This is a genomic window from Psychrobacillus sp. FSL K6-4615 (genome assembly GCF_038008225.1).
In the GTDB taxonomy this organism is placed as follows: Bacteria; Bacillota; Bacilli; order Bacillales_A; family Planococcaceae; genus Psychrobacillus; species Psychrobacillus psychrotolerans.
The window spans coordinates 2864331-2882849 of sequence record NZ_JBBOYQ010000001.1; the positions used below are offsets into that span (position 1 = coordinate 2864331).

The following is an 18519-nucleotide window of genomic DNA, read 5'->3' on the forward strand; positions in this document are numbered from 1 at the left end:
ACACCTTCACCCTTTTGCGTTAGTCAATTGAATAAACTCTTTAACATCTTGGATACATAGATCAATTCCTTTTATCCAAAATGCTTCTTGAGTAATGTCTTCATTTAAATGTTTCATCGCTAAGTCTTCTACCGACATTACTGCCGTATCTTGCAATAATGCAATGTACTTCTCTTCAAAGTTCGCACCTTCACTTATAGCTTTAGCATAGATACTTAAAGAGAATAAGTAACCAAATGTATATGGGAAGTTATAGAATGGTACTCCCGTTATATAGAAATGCAGTTTAGATGCCCAGAAATGAGGATGTGTTGTGTCTAATGCATCCCCGTATGCTTCCTGTTGAGCTGCAACCATTAAATCATTCAAACGAGCAGCAGAAACTATTCCATTTTTACGTTCCTCATAGAATCTAGTTTCAAATAAGAATCTAGCATGGATATTCATAAAAAATGCTACACTACGTTGAATTTTATCTTCTAGTAAAGCAATTTTTTCATCATCAGTTGTTGCTTCCTTTACAGCAGCATCGGCAACTATCATTTCAGCAAATGTGGATGCAGTTTCCGCAACACCCATAGCATATTGACGGTTCATCCAATGTACTGGTCTTAAAGCATATGAATGGAAGGCATGACCCAATTCATGAGCTAACGTAGAAACATTGGACATAGACCCACTATACGTCATGAAAATGCGTGATTCCTCTGTTACAGGCATTCCTGTACAAAATCCTCCTGGACGCTTGTTTGGACGATCCTCTGCTTCAATCCAACCTTTTTCAAACGCATTTCTTGAAAATGACTCTAACTTTGGTCCAAATTCTTTAAAATGTTTTAGTATAAACTCAGCACCTTGTTGATAATCCATTTTCTCTGTAGAAGTACTCACGGGTGCATCTAAGTCGTACCAATGCATTTGTTTTTCGCCTAGCATTGCCGATTTTTTGTTTAAGTATTCTACGAATGGAGCTTTATTTTTAGAGATAGCTCCCCACATTGCATCTAGTGTTTGTTCACTCATACGATTAATATGAAGAGGCTCTTCTAAAACAGAATTCCATCCTCTCTTTTCATAAACTGCAAGACGGAAGCCAGCAATATGATTCAGTGTTTTTGCAAAAAACTCCTCTTTATCTGTCCAAGAAGCTTCAAGTGCTTCAAATGATTCTTTTCGAATCGTTGCATCTTCATGGGAGCTCAGATTATTAACCTGTCCAACTGACATTTCTTTTACTTCTCCATCTATTGTAAGTTTAATACGAATATCACCTACAAGTAAATCATAAAGTTGTCCCCATGAATGATAGCCATCTACCTCAAGTTTAGTAATTATGTCTTCCTCTTTTTCAGAAAGCATTCTTTTTGCTTCTTCTCTCCATTCATTCAACACAAATGCAAATGAAGAAAGCTCAGGTGTTTGAAGTAGATCTTCCCATACAGATTCCTCTGTTTTACTTAGCACTTGTTGAATTGTGAGCATTTGAGAAGAGAATCTAGCATAAAGTGACCCTATCTCCCCTTCTAATAATGCTGCCTGCTTATCAGTTGTATCCTGTGCCATAAAGCAACCTATTACTGCTCCAGCTTCAGATAAATTTGTTGCGATATCTTTTAATTGTTCTATTGTTTGCTCAATAACGGAGACATCTGCTATAGATGTTGGTGAGTTAAAGTCTTGGAGTTTTGTGTCAAAACTGCTTAGCTTTCCTTTTACTTCATCCAAATGGCTTCTTAAAGATGGAGAGCTACTACCCCCTTCAAAAAAGCGATCAAGATCCCATACAACCGGATAAGTTTGTTCAATCATCTAAATATTCCTCCTATATTGACAATTATATTAGATTTCTAGTATATCATGTTTTCCTCATACAGATTGTCCCAATTTCGTCACATAACATTCATAATTCTAATTTGTTGTTGGTATATATCAAAGGTATACTTATTAAATAGAAGGAGGCAGCTGAATGTTTAAAATAATCCTTTTAATATTATTTTTTATATCTACTGTAATCGTTAAATTACTATCTATTCTACTTCCCATAAATGGTCAAACCAGTGGCGAGATTTTCAATAGACTTCCCGTCTTTTTTACTCCAGCAAATTATGTGTTTTACATATGGATTGTTATTTTCATCTCATTAGCTTGGTGGATTTGGAATATAATGAAAGACTACAAGTCTTCTCATCCTATCCCTACTAGACGCGTTCTATTATACGGGGCATCATCTGTGTTATATATTTTGTATATATTCAGTTGGCATTACGAACTGTTTGGTTATGCTTTTGGTATTCTCACTATCTTACTAAGCTGCTTGTTTAAATTATATTTAACCTATCCTTTAGATGATATAAATCGAAAAAATCGGTTACCAATTTCCTTCCTTTTAGGATGGACATTTATCAGTTTCTTCATAAATCTATCTTATCTCCTCACGTTTTATGAATTCGGTGGATTTGGTATGACAAAATCACTTTGGGGTGTTATCTTCTTAACCATTGCGACAGCGATAGCTCTTCACTTCCGCTATCATTATTTTGATCGTCTTATGTCAGTTGTGTTTATCTGGACTTTCGTCGGGGTAGCAATCCAACACAACTTTAGTCAACTGCTCCTGACCTCAGCTTCTCTTTTCCTAAGCTGCGTCTTGGTCGTTGGGATAATTTTCCTTAAGAAAGGTTCCAGAACCCCTTAAGGTTTGGACAGACATTTTACAATATTAGAGGCTGTTTGTGGTAGTTGTCACAAACAGCCTCTCTTTTTTCGTTAAACATATTTATCTGTCTGTCTCCTACAACTTTAAGAAATAGTTAATGTATTTTTAAATAACTAGATATAAATGTGTTTTCTAAGCGAGGAGGCTGAGGCAACGCCCATGGAAACCGTCCACCTGTAACGGAATCAGCCGAAAATTACCATGAGCACTGACTTCGTAGTAGGATAATTCATACTCTTAATATAAAAAACGCCTTCGAAAGAGTGAACTCTTGAAGGCGTTTTGTTTTAATCTAATTTAGTTAATAAAATTGGTGCACCTTTTGTGACAACAATTGTATGCTCAATCTGTGCTACTAAGGATTTATCAGGAGTGATAAATGTCCAACCATCACCTGATTCCACAATATGCTCTGCCTTCGCAGAAATAAATGGCTCAACTGCTAAAACCATTCCTTCTTTTAATATTGTTGGATCCCATGCATCATAATAATTCAATACATGTTGAGGAGCTTCATGAAGTGATTTCCCAATACCATGTCCAGTTAGGTTCATAATAACATGCAAGCCATTATCTTTGGCTTCTCTAGCTACTGCTTTACCAATTTGGTTCAATCGTGAACCTGCTTTAACTTTTAGCATTGCACGCTCAAATGCACTCTCAGCTACAGCACACAACTTCTCTTTCTCTTCATATCCTTCGCCTACGACAAAAGAAATTCCTGTGTCTGCAAAATAACCATCAAGTGATCCTGAAACGTCTATATTCACGATATCACCATCTTTTATAACACGAGCGCCTGGCATACCATGAGCTACTTCCTCATTAACACTAATACAAGTATATCCCGGAAAATCATATTCTCCCATTGGTCCAGAAATCGCGCCATGCTCTTTAAATAGCTTTCCGCCGATTTCATCTAACTCTTTCGTAGTCACACCAGGTTTAGTAGCAGCCTTCATTACATCTCGAATTTCTGCAACAATACGCCCTATTTTTTTTAATGCTACTAACTCTTCGTCAGTTTGTACAATCATCTTAACAAGATCCCTTCTTCACTAAATGTATTCTAATCATACCATATTTAGTGAAGATTCGGCAGTGTGAGGCGCGGAGCTTTAACAAATAATATGGAACAAATGAAAGCTGCTACTAAAAATACAGGAATCATATAAGTAGAATTATAGATCAACGAATACAAAATAACATTTTGCTCACCAGCAAATTCACCAAAGAATAGAATACCTGAAGTTACATGAGCTAAATAACGAAGAAAAGCTGCGATGAACGTTCCCAAGACAACTGCTCTAACCATTTTCATTTTATCCTTTTGTTCAAATGCATGTAGAAACGCAGGTCTCAGAAAACCAGCAAAACCAGCTACCATAAATGCGATGAAATAATCTATTGCTACTTGTGCTATCACTATTTCAAATGATAAGGGCGCTGCGTAAAAACGGCCTGTAACGACTTGTAATACACCTATCAAAAATCCAGTAGTTAAACCTGCTACAATACCACGACGAAAAGCCATTAAAATAACAGGTACTAAAACGAATGTAACTGATCCACCTTGCGGCATTCCAAAGCCGATCATATCTAAAACATATCCTAAAGCTGCAAAAATAGCGATTTCCATTAATATTAATACTCGATTATTCTTCATGACAATCCCCTTTTTTTGACCACAAAAAAAACGACCCCCGGGATAGACCCAGACATCGCGCGATTGTCAGTTTCCATCCACATCCCTACGCAAGTATTAACTTACAGGTTCGAAGGGTACTATCTCAGCCGTATCAACGGCGCCCCTTGTGGTTTGAATTATTTAGTTCGAGTTCATTGTAGCTGAATAGATAAAGTATTGCAACCTTCTTTTGTTCTTTTGTTATACTTGTAAAAACTATATGCGTAAGGGGATGTTTACATGATTACATTATTAAAAGATTTAATACGTATCAAAAGTGACACATTGGAAGGCGCAAATAATGCTTTGTTATTTTGTGAGAATTGGCTAGAGGAACGAGGTATTACTACTACGATCTTAAAGCATGAGGAAAAACTGATGCTTGTGGCAGTAATAGGAGACGGTGATAAATGTATGATTTGGAATGGTCACGTAGATGTTGTTCCAGGAGAAACTTCACAATTTCAGCCTTATATTGAGGGAGATTATTTATATGGTCGTGGAACAGCTGATATGAAAGCGGGAGTTGCTGCGATGATGCAAGCCTTTTATGAGCTATCTAAACAACCTGAAAATCTTGCTCAAAAAATTCAACTACATATCGTAACCGATGAGGAAACAGACGGAGAGACATCTAAATTTTTGGTCGATCAAGGATATATCGGTGACTTTGTTATATGCGGAGAACCTACCCATCTACAAATTGGCTTACAGGCAAAAGGAATTATCCAGTTTGATGTAATACTTAAGGGCAAATCTAGTCATGGCAGTCGTCCTTGGGAAGGAATAAATGCAATTGAACAAGCGTTTCTTTTTGACCAACAGCTTCGCACACTTTCTTTTTTAACAGCAAGCAATGAGTTCTATGATTATCCTTCCTTAAACTTGGCAAAAATACAAGCAGGAGAACGATATAACGTAGTTCCTGATGAGTGCATAGTAAGTTATGATCTTCGTTACGTACCCGGACAAGATATGCATAGTATTCTTTTAGACCTACAAACGTTGACAGAAGAATTTCCCAATAGTGAAATACAAGTGCACACTACCGCTCCTGCAGTAACAACTGAAGCTATTAACCCATATATCGAACGTATTGCTCAGGTCACTTCACAGTTTATAGGAAAACCTGCTGTGTTATTTGGGCAGCATGGAGCAGCTGATGCTCGCTTTTATGCAGAAACTGGAGCAGGCGCTATTGAGTTTGGACCAAGTGGTGGGGACTGGCATGGTGAAAAAGAATATGTATCTATTTCCTCTACGGAAACTTATAAAAACATCTTAGTCTCCTTAGGTAAAAGTGAGAAAAATATCATAATTTCGTAGGATATATTAGAAAGAATAGAGGTGATATAAACTGGATAATCCAAGAATTTTATCAGCACTTTCCTATTTTAGTGTTTTGTTTGCTCCCTTTTTTTTGCCCATCATCGTTTATTTTGTCTCACAGGATTCTGAAGTTAAATATCATGCAAAAAAATCCTTAATCTCTCATATCATACCTGTTGTTTTATTAGTAATTTTGTTCATTAGTATCTTTTCAAGTTTTATGCCTTTTACAACTGGATATAATGAACAGCCTACCCTTTGGATGGCAGTGGGACCTTTAATACTAATCGGTATATATATGCTTGTGTATGTTATAGTAATGGTTTGGAATATTGTTCAAGGCATTAAAGTATTAAGATAACGTTTATTTATAGGCTCTTAAGGGTACATAATTATTAATAACGAAAGCCAAGGAGCGATTATGATGAAAGTAAAAAACTTAGTCAAAACAGCAATTAAATTTGCACCAATTGTTTATCCCATTATCCGCAAAGTGTTAAAATCTAAAAAAACTACTCGCTAAAAAGCTGTCCTCCTAAATAAGGGGACAGTTTTTTAGTATATGAGGTGCTTTTGCGCAGCATTCATCAGTAAATTTGCAACTTCTACCCCTATTTAAGCAACTTCCCCCAAGCGTCAATACAAGCTAAGCATTTGGAAAGGTAAGCAACATGCTATATTAGTGGCTTCAATTCTGTTAATGAGTAGTAGTTGTCCTTTCCCTCTGCCCTAGCTACAGGAGATTTTCCTTCTTCTTTACTAGCATTCAGAATTTGTTCAAACGATAGTGGATTCGGTGCAGGCAACTCACTTTGGGTCACAAATATTCCCTTGTTGTACTGTGAAAAAAATGCATTTGCCATAATACGATAACCTTCCATCGTTGGATGGACATCTGCAGGATTTGGTAATAATGTCGTTGCATTAACTCCAAATGACTCCTCTACTGACACATAAGTTGCTCCATTTGCCTCTGATTGTTTTTTTAATATAAGCTGCAAACGGTCTAACTCTTTTTTAATACCACCCTTTTGCGACTCTCTGACATGAGGATAAGCAAAATAATAACCCATGACATAAATTTTTGCTTTTGGTGTTAGTACTTGCACTTCTTTAATAATCTGCGCTATATTTTTTCGCGCATTATTTAAAGCAAAATCAGCTGAAATTTGTTGATATGCTACAGAACCACTCGTTGAATTCACTTGTACCATTTGTAGCAAATCATTTGCTCCTGCGGATATCGTAACTAACGTAGCCTTCTTCAGCAACTCTTTCGCTTCATCTGTCTGAATACTCTCAAGAACATCTGCTGTTGTATATCCTGGAAATGCTAATGCTTTTGAATAGAAAGCCAGCTGTCCTGTTGTAGTTAGTTTCTGTGCGATTAAGTCTGTATAACCAGTATCGATGGCACGATTTGGTGTTTGACCGGCTGCCAAAGAATCGCCAAGTGCAATATAGACTTCAGATCCCTTTGCATCTACTGTTATAGAGCCAAATGAGATAAACAGAATGATTAAAGTACCAAGCATTTTTTTCAAACTACTCACTCCTTAAAAAGCCCATGCTCCTTTTTTGAATATAGGCTCCATTGATCCATCTGCTAATTCTCCCATAATATCCATGTCGCCACTACCAATCATAAAATCTTCATGCACAATGGATGTGTTAATACCCATAGCTTCTAATTCAATATGAGTTAAGCCACGAGCACCTTCCACACAGGTAGGGTATGCTTCTCCAATTGCAAAATGGTTGGAGGCATTTTCATCAAATAAGGTGTTAAAGAATAATACATTCGAAGCGGAAATAGGTGATTCATGTGGCACTAAAGCAATCTCGCCTAAATACTTTGCTCCCTCATCTGTTCCAATTAACTCTTGCAATAGTTTCTCACCAGTTGCAGCTTTAATAGAAGTAATCTTCCCATTTTCAAAAGTCAAAGTAAAATCATCTATTACATTTCCTTGGTAAACAAATGGCTTTGTATTTTTCACATAGCCATTTACACCTGTTTTAAGTGGTGCAGTATATACTTCTTCTGTTGGCATATTTGCTATAAATGGTGTGTTTTGACCATTTTTACTAGCTCCGGACATCCAAATATGTTCTTTTGGAAGTTCCACTTGAATATCTGTTCCTTCTGCTTTATAGTGCAGCTTTTTGAAATGCTTATTATTTAGTAGTGCCGCTCTACTTTCCAGGTTGTCAATATGTTCTTTCCACTGTTGAACTGCTGTGCCTTCGCCGATGCGCACAACTTTGAATATCAACTCCCAAAGGGCTTGCATTTGTTCTTCAGGCTTAAGATCAGGGAAAACTTTGGCAGCCCATTTCTCCGAAGGCATTGCAACGATGGACCATGTAATTACATCATTCATCACAGCTTTTCGATAATTTTCTAACGCTTTCCCACTTGCCTTTTGAAAGCTTGAAATACGGTCAATCGAAACACCTTCTAGTAGATCTGGGTTATCCGCGTCAATCCATAATAATGCGCCTTTATTTTCGATTAACTCGTCACGCTGCATAGCAGCCCACTTAGGAAATTCATGGAATGCTTCATCTGGAGCAAAATCATAAAATGCGCGTGCATTTACTTCATCTGTATAGTTGACATCTACTCTTTTTGCGCCAGCTTCATAAGCTTTTTTCACTATTAATCGTGTAAATTCAATTGTATCTGTCGTCGTATTTATAAGAAGTGGTTGGTTCGGCTGTATATTCAAGCCTACCTTCACTACTAATTCTGCATACTCTTCAAGCTTTTGTTGAAAATCCATCTTTATTTCCCCTTTTGACTAATAGTTTTAGATGTCCCCTCGATTAACTCTCCGCGATACCATACTTTTTGAATTGGCTTTTTAGGAAGCTCTTTTGTCCACTTTTTAAAAGTCTTTTCATCGGAATAAGTTAATAATGTCATTACCTCTCCATCCGCACCTGCACGACCTGTGCGTCCTGAACGATGTAAGTATTGTTCCACTGAGTGTGGTACATCTACATGGATTACATGAGTAAGTCCAGATATATCTAATCCTCTTGCTGCCACATCTGTAGCAATTAGTAAACTTACTTTACCGCTTTTAAAATCATCTAATGCTTTCTTCCGTTCATCCTTTTTCATTTCAGAATGAAGGGATACAATCGGCGCATCTCTATAAGAAAGTTTTGCATCCTTCATTAATAGCTGATCTAAACTATTTACAAATGCAAGGCCTCGCATACCTTTCAAGTAAGATATTCTACGCAGTAATTCAGTTTTATCACGAGGTTCTGTCTTCACGAAACTATGGATAACTTCCCCTTGCGAAGGAATATCTTCTGCTGCTACTTGAATACGCACAGGATTCTTCATCATACGTTCCGCAACTAGTTCTATTTCTTCTGTGATTGTTGCAGAAGTTACTATTAGTTGGCTTTCGACAGTTGCATCAACTAAACTTTTCACAGTTGTGCGATGTTCTCTGCTCAGAAGTTGGTCTCCTTCATCTAGGACAACGATGTTTATTTCATGCATTTTTAGTTTTTTCGTTTTTACTAGTTCTTGCAATCTACCAGGGGTTCCAACGACAATTGTCGGTTTCTTTTTAAGTACATCAATTTGTCTGTGAATATTTGCTCCACCAATTAATTGTGCAACTGAAATGTCTGTACCTTTCACCCATTCACGAAAAACCTCTACAATTTGCATTCCAAGTTCTTGAGAAGGAATGATTACCATTGCCTGAATATGTTTTTTGGTAGGGTCTACCATCTGCAAGATTGGAAGTACATAAGCAAGCGTTTTTCCCGTTCCTGTTGGAGATTCTGCAACAATATCAGAGCCATCCAGCATATGTGGGATTAATTGAGATTGTATAGGCATTGGTGATGCAAAATTTGCATCCTGCCATTTGTTTTGTAATGTTTCATTTAAGTTAGTTATAAAAGTCAAATTTGTTTCCACCTTATCCGTATTTAAGTCAAGTGTACCATATTTTTTATATCGACTATTATTTATAGATTATAGAGATTTAGATAAAAAAAAGTACCTGTAAAAAAGGCACTTATTTACTATCCTCTTCAGTTGTATATTCCTTCATTAATTCATAAAAATTCAACTCATATAATTGTCTTCCATCAATTTTATATACACCTTTGTTTACAAATTCTTCAATAATTCCATCACGTTTTTGTTCTGTTTGTGACTCTTTTATCATCATGTTAATGTCTCCTTGCAAATTTTATTCCATTGTATTTTACCCATTCTAAGGTTTAATAAACTTGTCTTTTCATTCTTTTGAAAGCACCCGTAAATGATGGGAAAGCTTTACGAACAAAGTAATAGCATACAAAGCCTAGAAATGTCCCAAGTGTATTCAGCCACAAATCATCCACGTCACTGCTCCTACTTTGTGGAATCTGCATAATTTCAATAAATAAGGAGATACATAATCCCACAAATACAGGTAATATAAAAAGTTCCATCCTTTTAAATAGTAAAGGTAGAAGAAATCCAATTGGCATAAATAGAATGATATTACCAAGGAAGTTTATATAAAATGGTTGCCAAAAACCTAGGTATACAACTGACTTGTAGGTTTCTTCTACAACACGAAATAACTCCAAATTTACACCAGTAGTATAGGCAGGTACGTCCCCTACTTTAGGTATTATTGTTTGAGAAAAAAGACCAACAAGTACTGAGAAAAACACTAATATTCCAATCTCATGTAAAGTCTCTTTAAGCTTAAATCCTCTCTTCTTCCAACGAAATAGTCGCCAAATGACGATCAATGGAAAGGCAATCCCTATAAAAAATAACATATCATCTAAATAATTTATGATTACATACATCTACTCACCTTCAAATAACTCTTCTAAAAATTTTTCCCTATGATCTAAAAAATACTTTGTAATTTGATAATGCGCTGTCAGTTCATAATCGATTTCCTCAATTTGTCCTTCATCAAAACTTAGGATCGTCGCTTCAGGATATCCTAATAATATTGGAGAGTGTGTCGCAATGATAAACTGGCAATTCTGTTCTTTGATCAAATCATGCATGATACGTAAAAATGCCAATTGTCTCTGCGGTGATAATGCTGCCTCTGGTTCGTCTAACAGATAAATAGCCCTACCATTAAATCGATTTTTAAATAACGACAAAAATGACTCACCATGAGATTGCTCATGAAGGGATTTTCCACCATAACTGTCTAACACACCAAGGCCAGGATTTTCTCTTTCCAGTTCATCCAGATGTGAAGCAAACTGATAATAGGATTCTGCTCGTAAAAAGAAACCACTAGTTACTTTGGGCATCCAAGAAAGTCTTAGATATTTCCCCAGTGCACTTTCTGCAGCATCTACATCATAAAGGTTATTTCGACTTCCTCCAGCAGTATTAAACTCACATTTATCTGCAATTCCTTCTAATAATGTCGATTTCCCAGTCCCGTTCTCTCCCACAAAGAAAGTGACAGGAGAAGTTAGCTCTAATTCATTAAAGTTACTAATTGCAGGAATGGTGAATGGATACTGCCTTTCCATTTGCGGCTCTTTGAAAAGGGTCACTCTATTTAAAAACATATGATTCCTCTCCCACTCATATCATAAATTATTACTTCTGAAGAAAGGTTGTTTGCCTTGGATCTACCTATTCGTATAGAAACGAAATATATTAAGAAAAGTTCGCCAAAAATTAACGTGTACTATCCTATAGTAACTAATCTACCCAATCCTGCCGTTGAAAAAAAGATTAATGCAGATATTATTCATGAACTAAACAAGCTTTTAATCGAACAAGGATTTTACAGTGAACATTTAGTTGAAATGGTCGGTACTTATGAGATTAAAACGAATGAACGAGGCGTTCTCAGCTTAAGTTTAACTGTCTATTCGTTTACAGGTGGAGCCCATGGTCTAACAATTACAAAATCACTCACCTTTGATGTCAAGACTGGGAAGCAGTATGGACTAAGTGAATTGTTTAAGCCAGACAGCAATTATGTAAAAGTCCTCTCTGACATGATTGAAAAGAAAATTGTCGAGTGGGATGTACCTCTATTAGAGGATTTTACACAAATACGAAGTGATCAAGATTTTTATATAGCGGACCATTCACTTGTCATTTATTTTCAAGTGTATGAATGGACTCCGTATGTATACGGCTTCCCCTATTTTCCAATTACCATTAAAGATATAGAAAATCTTATTCGGGAAGGTGGTATTCTTGAAAAAATGATTCCATTCTAGTGACACACTCTCTTTAGTACGGTAAAGTATTATATAAATACGTACTGGGGGTTTATGGGAATGAAAAAAGCAATTTTCTTTGACTTAGATGATACTTTACTATGGGACAATAAAAGTGTGTCCACTGCGTTTCACAAAACATGCGTATATGCAGCCACTCAGGTTAATGTGGATCCATTTGCTCTAGAACAAGCCGTACGTTCAGAGGCAAGCACATTGTACGATACATATGAAACACGTGCTTACACTAAAATGATCGGCATTAATCCTTTTGAAGGGCTATGGGGAACTTTTGACGATCCTTCTGAAGATTTTCAAAAGATGAAAGCTATCATACCCGAATATCAGCGTTTAGCTTGGACGAAGGGATTAGAGCAGTTAGGGATTAATAATGAAGAATTAGGCAGAGAGCTGGCGGAGTATTTCCCACGAATGCGAAAAGAAAGCCCCTTTGTATATGAAGAAACCTATGAAGTATTAGACCAACTAAAAGAAAAGTATTCATTATTATTAATGACAAACGGTTCACCAAGTCTTCAAAACACTAAATTAGAAATCACACCGGAGATAGCTCCATATTTTGATCATATCCTTATCTCTGGATCCTTCGGTAAAGGAAAGCCTGATCCATCCATTTTTGAACATGCCTTAGAGATGGTAGGATTATCGGCAGAAGAAGTATTGATGGTCGGTGATAACTTAATGACCGATATATTGGGCTCTTCTAAGGTTGGCATTCAATCTGTGTGGATTAACCGCGAGGAAAAACCGGCCAGTGAAGAAGTAAAACCTACATATACAATTGAAAACTTGCGAGAGCTTTTAACATTGCTCTCTTTATAAAAACGGACAAAAAACACTCGGTACTTTAAGGTAAAGACCTGTTTCTATCGCTTTCGAAGCGCTTTGGACAGACTTGTTGCTATACTTTAAGCTAATTTTTGAAGGGTGGTCGTGACTAACGTCACGACCACCACTTCTTTTTCCGGTAATCACTATTAACATCTAAGCGAGAAGCTATGCATAATCTTAGAGTGGAGTACTACTCACTATATTGATTGGAGTGCAAGGTGGCGAAGCGAGAAAGTCGAGACCCCGCAGGAGCGTAGCGAACGAGGAGGACAACAGGAGGTTGGTCACAAAGGCTTTGCCACAGGACGTGGCGCACTTAGCCTTTGTTCTCCACCAGAAACGGAAATCAGTAGTATCATTGTATAGATCTTATTCTTCATGATACCTAGATAGATGAACTCACTGCACTAAATTTTATACTCTTCTTCTATTAAGAAAAGGTGGATCCTCGACATTTAATTGTCGTGAATCCACCTTTTTATTTTATAGATCAATCGGCGTTGCATCAAAGATATCTTCTAATGCCTTAAGCTGCTCTACACCTGACTCTTCCACATGCTTATCAATTGAAATCATCATAATCGCATCTCCACCTACTTCAGAACGACCCACTTGCATCGCTGCAATATTGATACCTTCCGAAGCAAGCAGTGTTCCTACGCGACCAATAGCACCCGGTTGGTCTTTATGACGGATAAATAATAAATAACCAGATGGAACTACATCTACGATAAAGTCATCTACACGTACGATACGGCCACCTAGACCATTTAATAATGTGCCTGCTACTTTTCTTGTTCCAGTCGCTGTTTTCATTTCAACCGTTATTAAACTTGTAAAACCTTTGGACTTGGAAGTTTTTAATTCGTTTACTGTAATGCCCAAACGGTCTGCAAGGAATTTCGCATTTACATCATTTACTGATTCCCCTAATTTGCTTTTCAGTAGACCTTTTATAGCATTACGTGATAATGGACGAGTGTCTAGATTTGCCAATTCCCCAGAATAAGTAATATTGACCTCCTCAGGTACTCCATCCGCAAGATCGCTTAGGAATGAACCTAATTGCTCCGCTAGATTAAAGAATGGCTCAATTTTAGCTAGGACATCCTTTGGTACAGAAGAAAGGTTAACAGGATTCTTCACTGTCCCATTTTGTAAGAAGCTCACAACGTCATAAGACACATCAATTGCTACAATCTCTTGTGCTTCTATCGTACTAGCACCTAAATGGGGTGTTGCAATAACCTGTGGAAGTGTTAATAATTTATGCTCTACAAAAGGTTCTTCCTCAAATACATCCAGTGCAGCACCTGCAACTTTACCTGACATGATAGCATCATATAATGCATCTTCGTCGATAATTCCACCTCGAGCACAGTTAATAATTTGAACCCCGTCTTTCATTTTTTCAAAAGCTTCTTTATTTATTAAGTGACGAGTTTCTTTCAATAGAGGCGTATGTACTGTTATAAAGTCTGCCGCTTTGATCACCTCTTCTACTGAACCAAACTGAACTCCTAGTTTCTCCGCTTTTTCAGCTGTTAAAAATGGGTCATAGGCAATGACATTCATACGTTGCCCTTTTGCACGGAAAGCAACCTCCTGCCCAATTCTTCCGAAGCCTAGAACACCTAATGTTTTGTTCTTCACTTCTACGCCGATAAAAGTTTTGCGATCCCATTTTTTATTTTTCAAGGAATGGAAGGCTTGTGGGATATTGCGCGCAAGCGACATAAGCATAGCAATAGAATGTTCTGCAGCTGAGTTCGTATTTCCATCAGGAGCATTAACAACGATGATCCCACGTTCTGTTGCAGCAGTTAAGTCGATGTTATCCACCCCAACTCCTGCACGACCAATAATTTTCAAATTAGTTCCTTTTTCAATAATTTCTCGAGTAACCTGTGTTTGGCTACGAACTAACAATGCATCAAACCCACCAATTTTTTCGCCAAGTTGTTCTGGAGTTAATGAAGTATCAACAACGATATTAAATCCTTCTGCATTTCTTAACGGGAAAATACCATCTTCGCTTAGTGGATCACTGATTAGAATATTAAATGTCATATGAATCTTCTCCTTTTATTACTATATTTTTGTACGATTATTTAGCATCAAATGAAATACCAGTACTCCTCCTTATTTTAAAAACATAAAAAAGCCCTCCACTCCCTACAAACATGTAAGGGGCGAAGAGCTTATACACTCACGCGGTACCACCCAAATTTTACTGCAATCATCTCGCAGATTCTCAATTAGTATGCTTAACGCGCATTTCACGGATGAACCTAAATCCTCTGTTTTCAGTCCACCAATTCTAGAGTGCTACTCTACAAACAAAATCACTGATTTACACCAACCATCAGCTCTCTGAAGATCTCAAATTGTAAAGTTTATCTCCGTCAAAATTGTTTACGCTTTATTGAATTAAATTCATCATACTCACCAGTAGACTAATTGTCAATATAGTCAAAATACTTGAAAACGCTATCATTTTTATTTGTGTCAAAAAAACATTGATATGAAGCAGTTTAACAATCCGAAAAAACTTTATAAATATTTTTAATTCGTGTTCTAATGATATAAGCATTAAAAATATAATTAATATATGAAATTTAAATGTAAAAGCGAACTTTATTTATTCTAAACCAATTAAAGTTCGTATATATAAAAATATATTTTAAAAATAGCTATAAAGTTATTGACCTTAAAGAGTTTAATTTGTACACTGTATAAAACCATTTGTTTTTCCTGTGAGTACAATAACATTAAATTATAAGGATTTGATTAGATGAAAGTAAGTAAATTTGGTGGAACATCTGTTGCAAGTGCAATCCAAATTAAAAAAGTAGCTGCAATAGTTAAAGCAGATCCATCTCGAAAATTCATTGTTGTATCTGCACCAGGTAAACGCTACGATACCGATAAAAAAGTAACGGACTTACTAATTGAATTGGCAATCGCTGCTATACATAAAGAAGAAGTAGAAGAAAAACTATTCAAAGTCTTGGATCGTTATAAAGAAATCGCACAGGGCCTAGAACTAGATGATACAATTTGTAACGTTATTGAAGAGGACCTACGTTCACGTATTAACGAAGACCAAAGTATTCTTGAATTATTTGTAGACAATATTAAAGCAAGTGGAGAAGATAATAATGCAAAACTAATTTCCGCTTATTTCACTAGTATTGGTCTCGATTCTCAATATATTAACCCGAGGACTGCAGGGTTGCTTGTAAATGATCTCCCTGAGCGAGCCCAAGCGTTACCACAGGCATATGACAATCTATATGCATTAAACCACCTTTCTGGCGTTGTTGTATTCCCTGGCTTTTTTGGGTTTACACCAAATGGCACTCTGCGCACATTCGATCGTGGTGGATCTGATATCTCCGGTTCTATCCTTGCAGCAGCAGTGAAAGCCGATTTATACGAAAACTTTACGGATGTCGATTCTGTGTTTTGCGCTAATCCTAAAGTAGTGAACCATCCTGCTGAAATTGAAGAAATCACATACCGTGAAATGCGAGAGCTTTCCTACGCTGGCTTCTCTGTTTTTCATGATGAAGCATTAATGCCTGTATTTAAAAGTGGCATTCCAGTATGTATTAAAAATACAAATAACCCATCAGCTCCTGGAACGAAAATAGTAGCTAAACGTAAAAACAACAAGCGCCCAGTAACTGGAATTTCCGCTGATAACGGTTTTTCTATTTTATATGTAAGTAAGTATTTAATGAACCGAGAAATCGGATTTGGTCGTAAGTTGCTTCAAATTTTAGAAGAAGAGCATATTTCTTATGAACACACACCATCTGGATTAGACGATATTTCTGTTATTGTACGTAGTCATCAACTGGACCCAGAGAAAGAAGCACGTATTATGAGTCGAGTATTGAACGAACTTAAAGCAGATGATGTCCACTTCCGCCATCATTTTTCCATGATTGTAATTGTAGGAGAAGGTATGAACAATAGTACAGGACTGGCAGCACGTGCTGCATCCGCTATTGCAAATACTGGAGCAAATATTGAAATGATTAACCAAGGATCTTCTGAGGTCAGTCTGTCATTTGGTGTTCAAGAAAGTAGTGAGAACAAAATTCTGCGTGCATTATACAATGAATTTTTCTCAGCAGTAACAGTTAGTTAATGAAAAACGGATAAAAATGACGTGGGTCCTTTTAGATTAAAACCTCTTCGAAGGACTTTGAATAGACGTTTTGCTATATATTTACCGAGTAAATTTTTAGGGATGCTAGTTAATTGTGATTTCCACCACAATTAACTAGCATCCCTTTTTACCGGTTTATATAACTTAATACACTTATTAAAATGATATTAACTGGTTTATACCATTCGTTTTCATATAGTGAATGAGGGTCATCTGCTCATTTACCTTCCATTCATCACCAGTCTTCATATAGCCCATTTTCTCATATAAGTAACAATTTCTTTGTTCTTGCTTAATTGTATCTAGCTCCCACTTTATCGCATGTGGATACATGCCCTCAATACGGCTCATGACTTCTTGGGCAATACCTTTCCCTTGAAATTCCTCGAGAATATTAATCATGTGTAATCTCATCACCCCTGGTGACTTCGGATATACATGAACACTCCCTACCAACAATTCATCTTTTAAGATTTTAAAATAGTCCCCTGTCTGTAACCGTTCATTAAACCTTTCAAACGTCTGGAAAACAGGACTAGTATCATGGTCTTGGTATTTTTCATAGATAGGTTGAAACACTTTTTTTTGTAATGTAAATAGTTCAGAAGCGTCTGATAAACTAGCTTTCCTTAGAGAAATAGAAGACTTACTTATTTCAAAAAGCGCTTCTAAAAGATGATAGGGGATAAAATCTCCACTTTTAACCAGTTCATATATTTCATCGATTGATGCCCATTTAGCATCCGCTACCTCTTCGTATTGTAAATTTAATAGATCCGCCTCTATTTCTTGTTTGACTAGCCAATGGTCATCAAAACCACGAGAAAACTTTACAGTGAATATCAGCTCTGCGTCTTCCATTTGCAACTCAATGCCTAATTCTTCTTTCGTTTCACGAATAGCACCCATTTCACTAGTTTCTCCTACAAGAACAGCCCCTGCTGCAGCACAATCCCACATACTTGGCCAGCCTTTTTTCCACGGCTGACGCTGTTGAATAAGAAATTGACCTTTTTCATTCATGATCCATACATGAACTACTTGATGAAAGTCACCCTCCATCATCTCATTTCCTCTTATCCATATCTTTCCCGTACTCTCTCTGAACTCATTCACAATATCCCAACGTTCCATTTCTGCACCCTCTTTACACCTTATTCGTTACAAATAGTATATCATTCAAGCATCTTAGTTTTAGTCATGTTTGACAATTATTTTCATGTGTGAGATAATACTTTAGTTAACATTTGGTACGACATAGTTTTTCGATATTGGCATTCTGCTATATGTGTTTTTGATAATACTTATTCACACTGGAGCGGCTATAGGGTCGCAAGGACGTAAAAGAAGGTAGGGTTTACGTTGCTTAGGTTAGAAGGCAACCAGTGGAACAATTTACCGCGGCATTGAAAGGTTTCTTTCATGGAAATTATTCCCCGAGCTTTTCGGGATGAAAATTTTAAAATTCAAAAGTTATGTTATACCTATACAAAATCAAGGGGTGTTCTCATT

The 18519-nt window shown here is 36.7% G+C and carries 17 protein-coding genes, 1 riboswitch and 1 other annotated feature; of the genes, 6 read left to right on the plus strand and 11 right to left on the minus strand.

Annotation, left to right across the window (positions count from 1 at the left end):
- Positions 1–6: 6 nt before the first annotated feature.
- A complete protein-coding gene (locus MKX53_RS14395) occupies positions 7–1809 on the minus strand; it encodes a M3 family oligoendopeptidase (RefSeq protein ID WP_340912106.1) in 1803 nt (600 codons plus the stop codon).
- A 157-nt stretch (positions 1810–1966) separates the two neighbouring features.
- On the opposite strand from MKX53_RS14395, the gene MKX53_RS14400 reads away from it, so the two are divergent.
- On the plus strand, positions 1967–2695 hold the full coding sequence (locus MKX53_RS14400; protein WP_340912108.1) for a tryptophan-rich sensory protein: 729 nt from the start codon (positions 1967–1969) through the stop codon (positions 2693–2695).
- Positions 2696–3003: 308 nt separating this feature from the next.
- On the opposite strand, the gene map is transcribed toward MKX53_RS14400, so the two are convergent.
- Together map and thiT are read right to left on the minus strand one after the other, a co-directional pair.
- On the minus strand, positions 3004–3753 hold the full coding sequence (map, locus tag MKX53_RS14405; RefSeq protein WP_093538142.1) for a type I methionyl aminopeptidase: 750 nt from the start codon (positions 3751–3753) through the stop codon (positions 3004–3006).
- Between the two features lie 47 nt (positions 3754–3800).
- On the minus strand, positions 3801–4382 hold the full coding sequence (thiT, locus tag MKX53_RS14410) for an energy-coupled thiamine transporter ThiT (RefSeq protein ID WP_093538141.1): 582 nt from the start codon (positions 4380–4382) through the stop codon (positions 3801–3803).
- A 65-nt stretch (positions 4383–4447) separates the two neighbouring features.
- Positions 4448–4539: riboswitch (TPP riboswitch) on the minus strand.
- A 104-nt stretch (positions 4540–4643) separates the two neighbouring features.
- On the opposite strand from thiT, the gene MKX53_RS14415 reads away from it, so the two are divergent.
- Both MKX53_RS14415 and MKX53_RS19730 read left to right on the plus strand, forming a co-directional pair.
- A complete protein-coding gene (locus MKX53_RS14415; RefSeq protein WP_340912109.1) occupies positions 4644–5729 on the plus strand; it encodes a M20 family metallopeptidase in 1086 nt (361 codons plus the stop codon).
- Positions 5730–5760: 31 nt separating this feature from the next.
- Complete coding sequence (locus MKX53_RS19730) at positions 5761–6093, plus strand: DUF4870 domain-containing protein (protein WP_445678283.1); 333 nt, start codon at positions 5761–5763, stop codon at positions 6091–6093.
- Positions 6094–6406: 313 nt separating this feature from the next.
- Here MKX53_RS19730 and MKX53_RS14420 read toward each other — a convergent pair whose 3' ends face one another.
- From MKX53_RS14420 to MKX53_RS14445, 6 genes are all read right to left on the minus strand, one after another.
- Positions 6407–7267, minus strand: a complete 861-nt coding sequence (locus tag MKX53_RS14420; RefSeq protein ID WP_340913367.1) for an SGNH/GDSL hydrolase family protein — start codon at positions 7265–7267, stop codon at positions 6407–6409.
- A gap of 21 nt (positions 7268–7288) precedes the next feature.
- Positions 7289–8518 (minus strand): aminopeptidase, encoded by a 1230-nt coding sequence (locus MKX53_RS14425; RefSeq protein WP_340912111.1) that lies wholly within the window; start codon positions 8516–8518, stop codon positions 7289–7291.
- Positions 8519–8520: 2 nt separating this feature from the next.
- A complete protein-coding gene (locus MKX53_RS14430) occupies positions 8521–9672 on the minus strand; it encodes a DEAD/DEAH box helicase (protein WP_093538137.1) in 1152 nt (383 codons plus the stop codon).
- A 112-nt stretch (positions 9673–9784) separates the two neighbouring features.
- The gene (locus MKX53_RS14435; RefSeq protein WP_340912113.1) at positions 9785–9940 is read right to left on the minus strand and encodes a Fur-regulated basic protein FbpA; all 156 of its coding nucleotides are present in this window, start codon (positions 9938–9940) and stop codon (positions 9785–9787) included.
- A 52-nt stretch (positions 9941–9992) separates the two neighbouring features.
- Positions 9993–10574: a VanZ family protein gene (locus MKX53_RS14440; protein ID WP_340912114.1), complete on the minus strand. Its 582-nt coding sequence runs from the start codon at positions 10572–10574 to the stop codon at positions 9993–9995.
- Positions 10575–11309 (minus strand): AAA family ATPase, encoded by a 735-nt coding sequence (locus MKX53_RS14445; RefSeq protein WP_093538135.1) that lies wholly within the window; start codon positions 11307–11309, stop codon positions 10575–10577.
- A 57-nt stretch (positions 11310–11366) separates the two neighbouring features.
- Between MKX53_RS14445 and MKX53_RS14450 the strand changes: the two genes are divergently transcribed.
- Together MKX53_RS14450 and MKX53_RS14455 are read left to right on the plus strand one after the other, a co-directional pair.
- The gene (locus tag MKX53_RS14450) at positions 11367–11975 is read left to right on the plus strand and encodes a DUF3298 and DUF4163 domain-containing protein (RefSeq protein ID WP_093538134.1); all 609 of its coding nucleotides are present in this window, start codon (positions 11367–11369) and stop codon (positions 11973–11975) included.
- Positions 11976–12035: 60 nt separating this feature from the next.
- Entirely contained in the window at positions 12036–12818 is a 783-nt protein-coding gene (locus MKX53_RS14455; protein WP_340770084.1) for an HAD family hydrolase, read from the plus strand.
- 492 nt (positions 12819–13310) lie between these two features.
- Here MKX53_RS14455 and serA read toward each other — a convergent pair whose 3' ends face one another.
- Complete coding sequence (serA, locus tag MKX53_RS14460; protein WP_340912117.1) at positions 13311–14897, minus strand: phosphoglycerate dehydrogenase; 1587 nt, start codon at positions 14895–14897, stop codon at positions 13311–13313.
- A gap of 115 nt (positions 14898–15012) precedes the next feature.
- Positions 15013–15245, minus strand: a binding site (T-box leader).
- 376 nt (positions 15246–15621) lie between these two features.
- Between serA and MKX53_RS14465 the strand changes: the two genes are divergently transcribed.
- The gene (locus MKX53_RS14465; RefSeq protein ID WP_340912118.1) at positions 15622–16986 is read left to right on the plus strand and encodes an aspartate kinase; all 1365 of its coding nucleotides are present in this window, start codon (positions 15622–15624) and stop codon (positions 16984–16986) included.
- Between the two features lie 177 nt (positions 16987–17163).
- Here MKX53_RS14465 and MKX53_RS14470 read toward each other — a convergent pair whose 3' ends face one another.
- A complete protein-coding gene (locus MKX53_RS14470; protein WP_340912120.1) occupies positions 17164–18141 on the minus strand; it encodes a GNAT family N-acetyltransferase in 978 nt (325 codons plus the stop codon).
- Between the last annotated feature and the right edge of the window lie 378 nt (positions 18142–18519).

What these genes read in the sequence shown, in the direction of transcription:
- MKX53_RS14455 (WP_340770084.1), top strand. Translation starts at nt 12,036, where the DNA reads ATGAAAAAAGCAATTTTCTTTGACTTAGATGATACTTTACTATGGGAC.
- MKX53_RS14395 (WP_340912106.1), bottom strand. Translation starts at nt 1,809, where the DNA reads ATGATTGAACAAACTTATCCGGTTGTATGGGATCTTGATCGCTTTTTT.
- serA (WP_340912117.1), bottom strand. Translation starts at nt 14,897, where the DNA reads ATGACATTTAATATTCTAATCAGTGATCCACTAAGCGAAGATGGTATT.
- map (WP_093538142.1), bottom strand. Translation starts at nt 3,753, where the DNA reads ATGATTGTACAAACTGACGAAGAGTTAGTAGCATTAAAAAAAATAGGG.
- MKX53_RS14425 (WP_340912111.1), bottom strand. Translation starts at nt 8,518, where the DNA reads ATGGATTTTCAACAAAAGCTTGAAGAGTATGCAGAATTAGTAGTGAAG.
- MKX53_RS14445 (WP_093538135.1), bottom strand. Translation starts at nt 11,309, where the DNA reads ATGTTTTTAAATAGAGTGACCCTTTTCAAAGAGCCGCAAATGGAAAGG.
- MKX53_RS14440 (WP_340912114.1), bottom strand. Translation starts at nt 10,574, where the DNA reads ATGTATGTAATCATAAATTATTTAGATGATATGTTATTTTTTATAGGG.
- MKX53_RS14470 (WP_340912120.1), bottom strand. Translation starts at nt 18,141, where the DNA reads ATGGAACGTTGGGATATTGTGAATGAGTTCAGAGAGAGTACGGGAAAG.
- MKX53_RS14435 (WP_340912113.1), bottom strand. Translation starts at nt 9,940, where the DNA reads ATGATGATAAAAGAGTCACAAACAGAACAAAAACGTGATGGAATTATT.
- MKX53_RS14465 (WP_340912118.1), top strand. Translation starts at nt 15,622, where the DNA reads ATGAAAGTAAGTAAATTTGGTGGAACATCTGTTGCAAGTGCAATCCAA.
- MKX53_RS14400 (WP_340912108.1), top strand. Translation starts at nt 1,967, where the DNA reads ATGTTTAAAATAATCCTTTTAATATTATTTTTTATATCTACTGTAATC.
- MKX53_RS14420 (WP_340913367.1), bottom strand. Translation starts at nt 7,267, where the DNA reads ATGCTTGGTACTTTAATCATTCTGTTTATCTCATTTGGCTCTATAACA.
- MKX53_RS14415 (WP_340912109.1), top strand. Translation starts at nt 4,644, where the DNA reads ATGATTACATTATTAAAAGATTTAATACGTATCAAAAGTGACACATTG.
- thiT (WP_093538141.1), bottom strand. Translation starts at nt 4,382, where the DNA reads ATGAAGAATAATCGAGTATTAATATTAATGGAAATCGCTATTTTTGCA.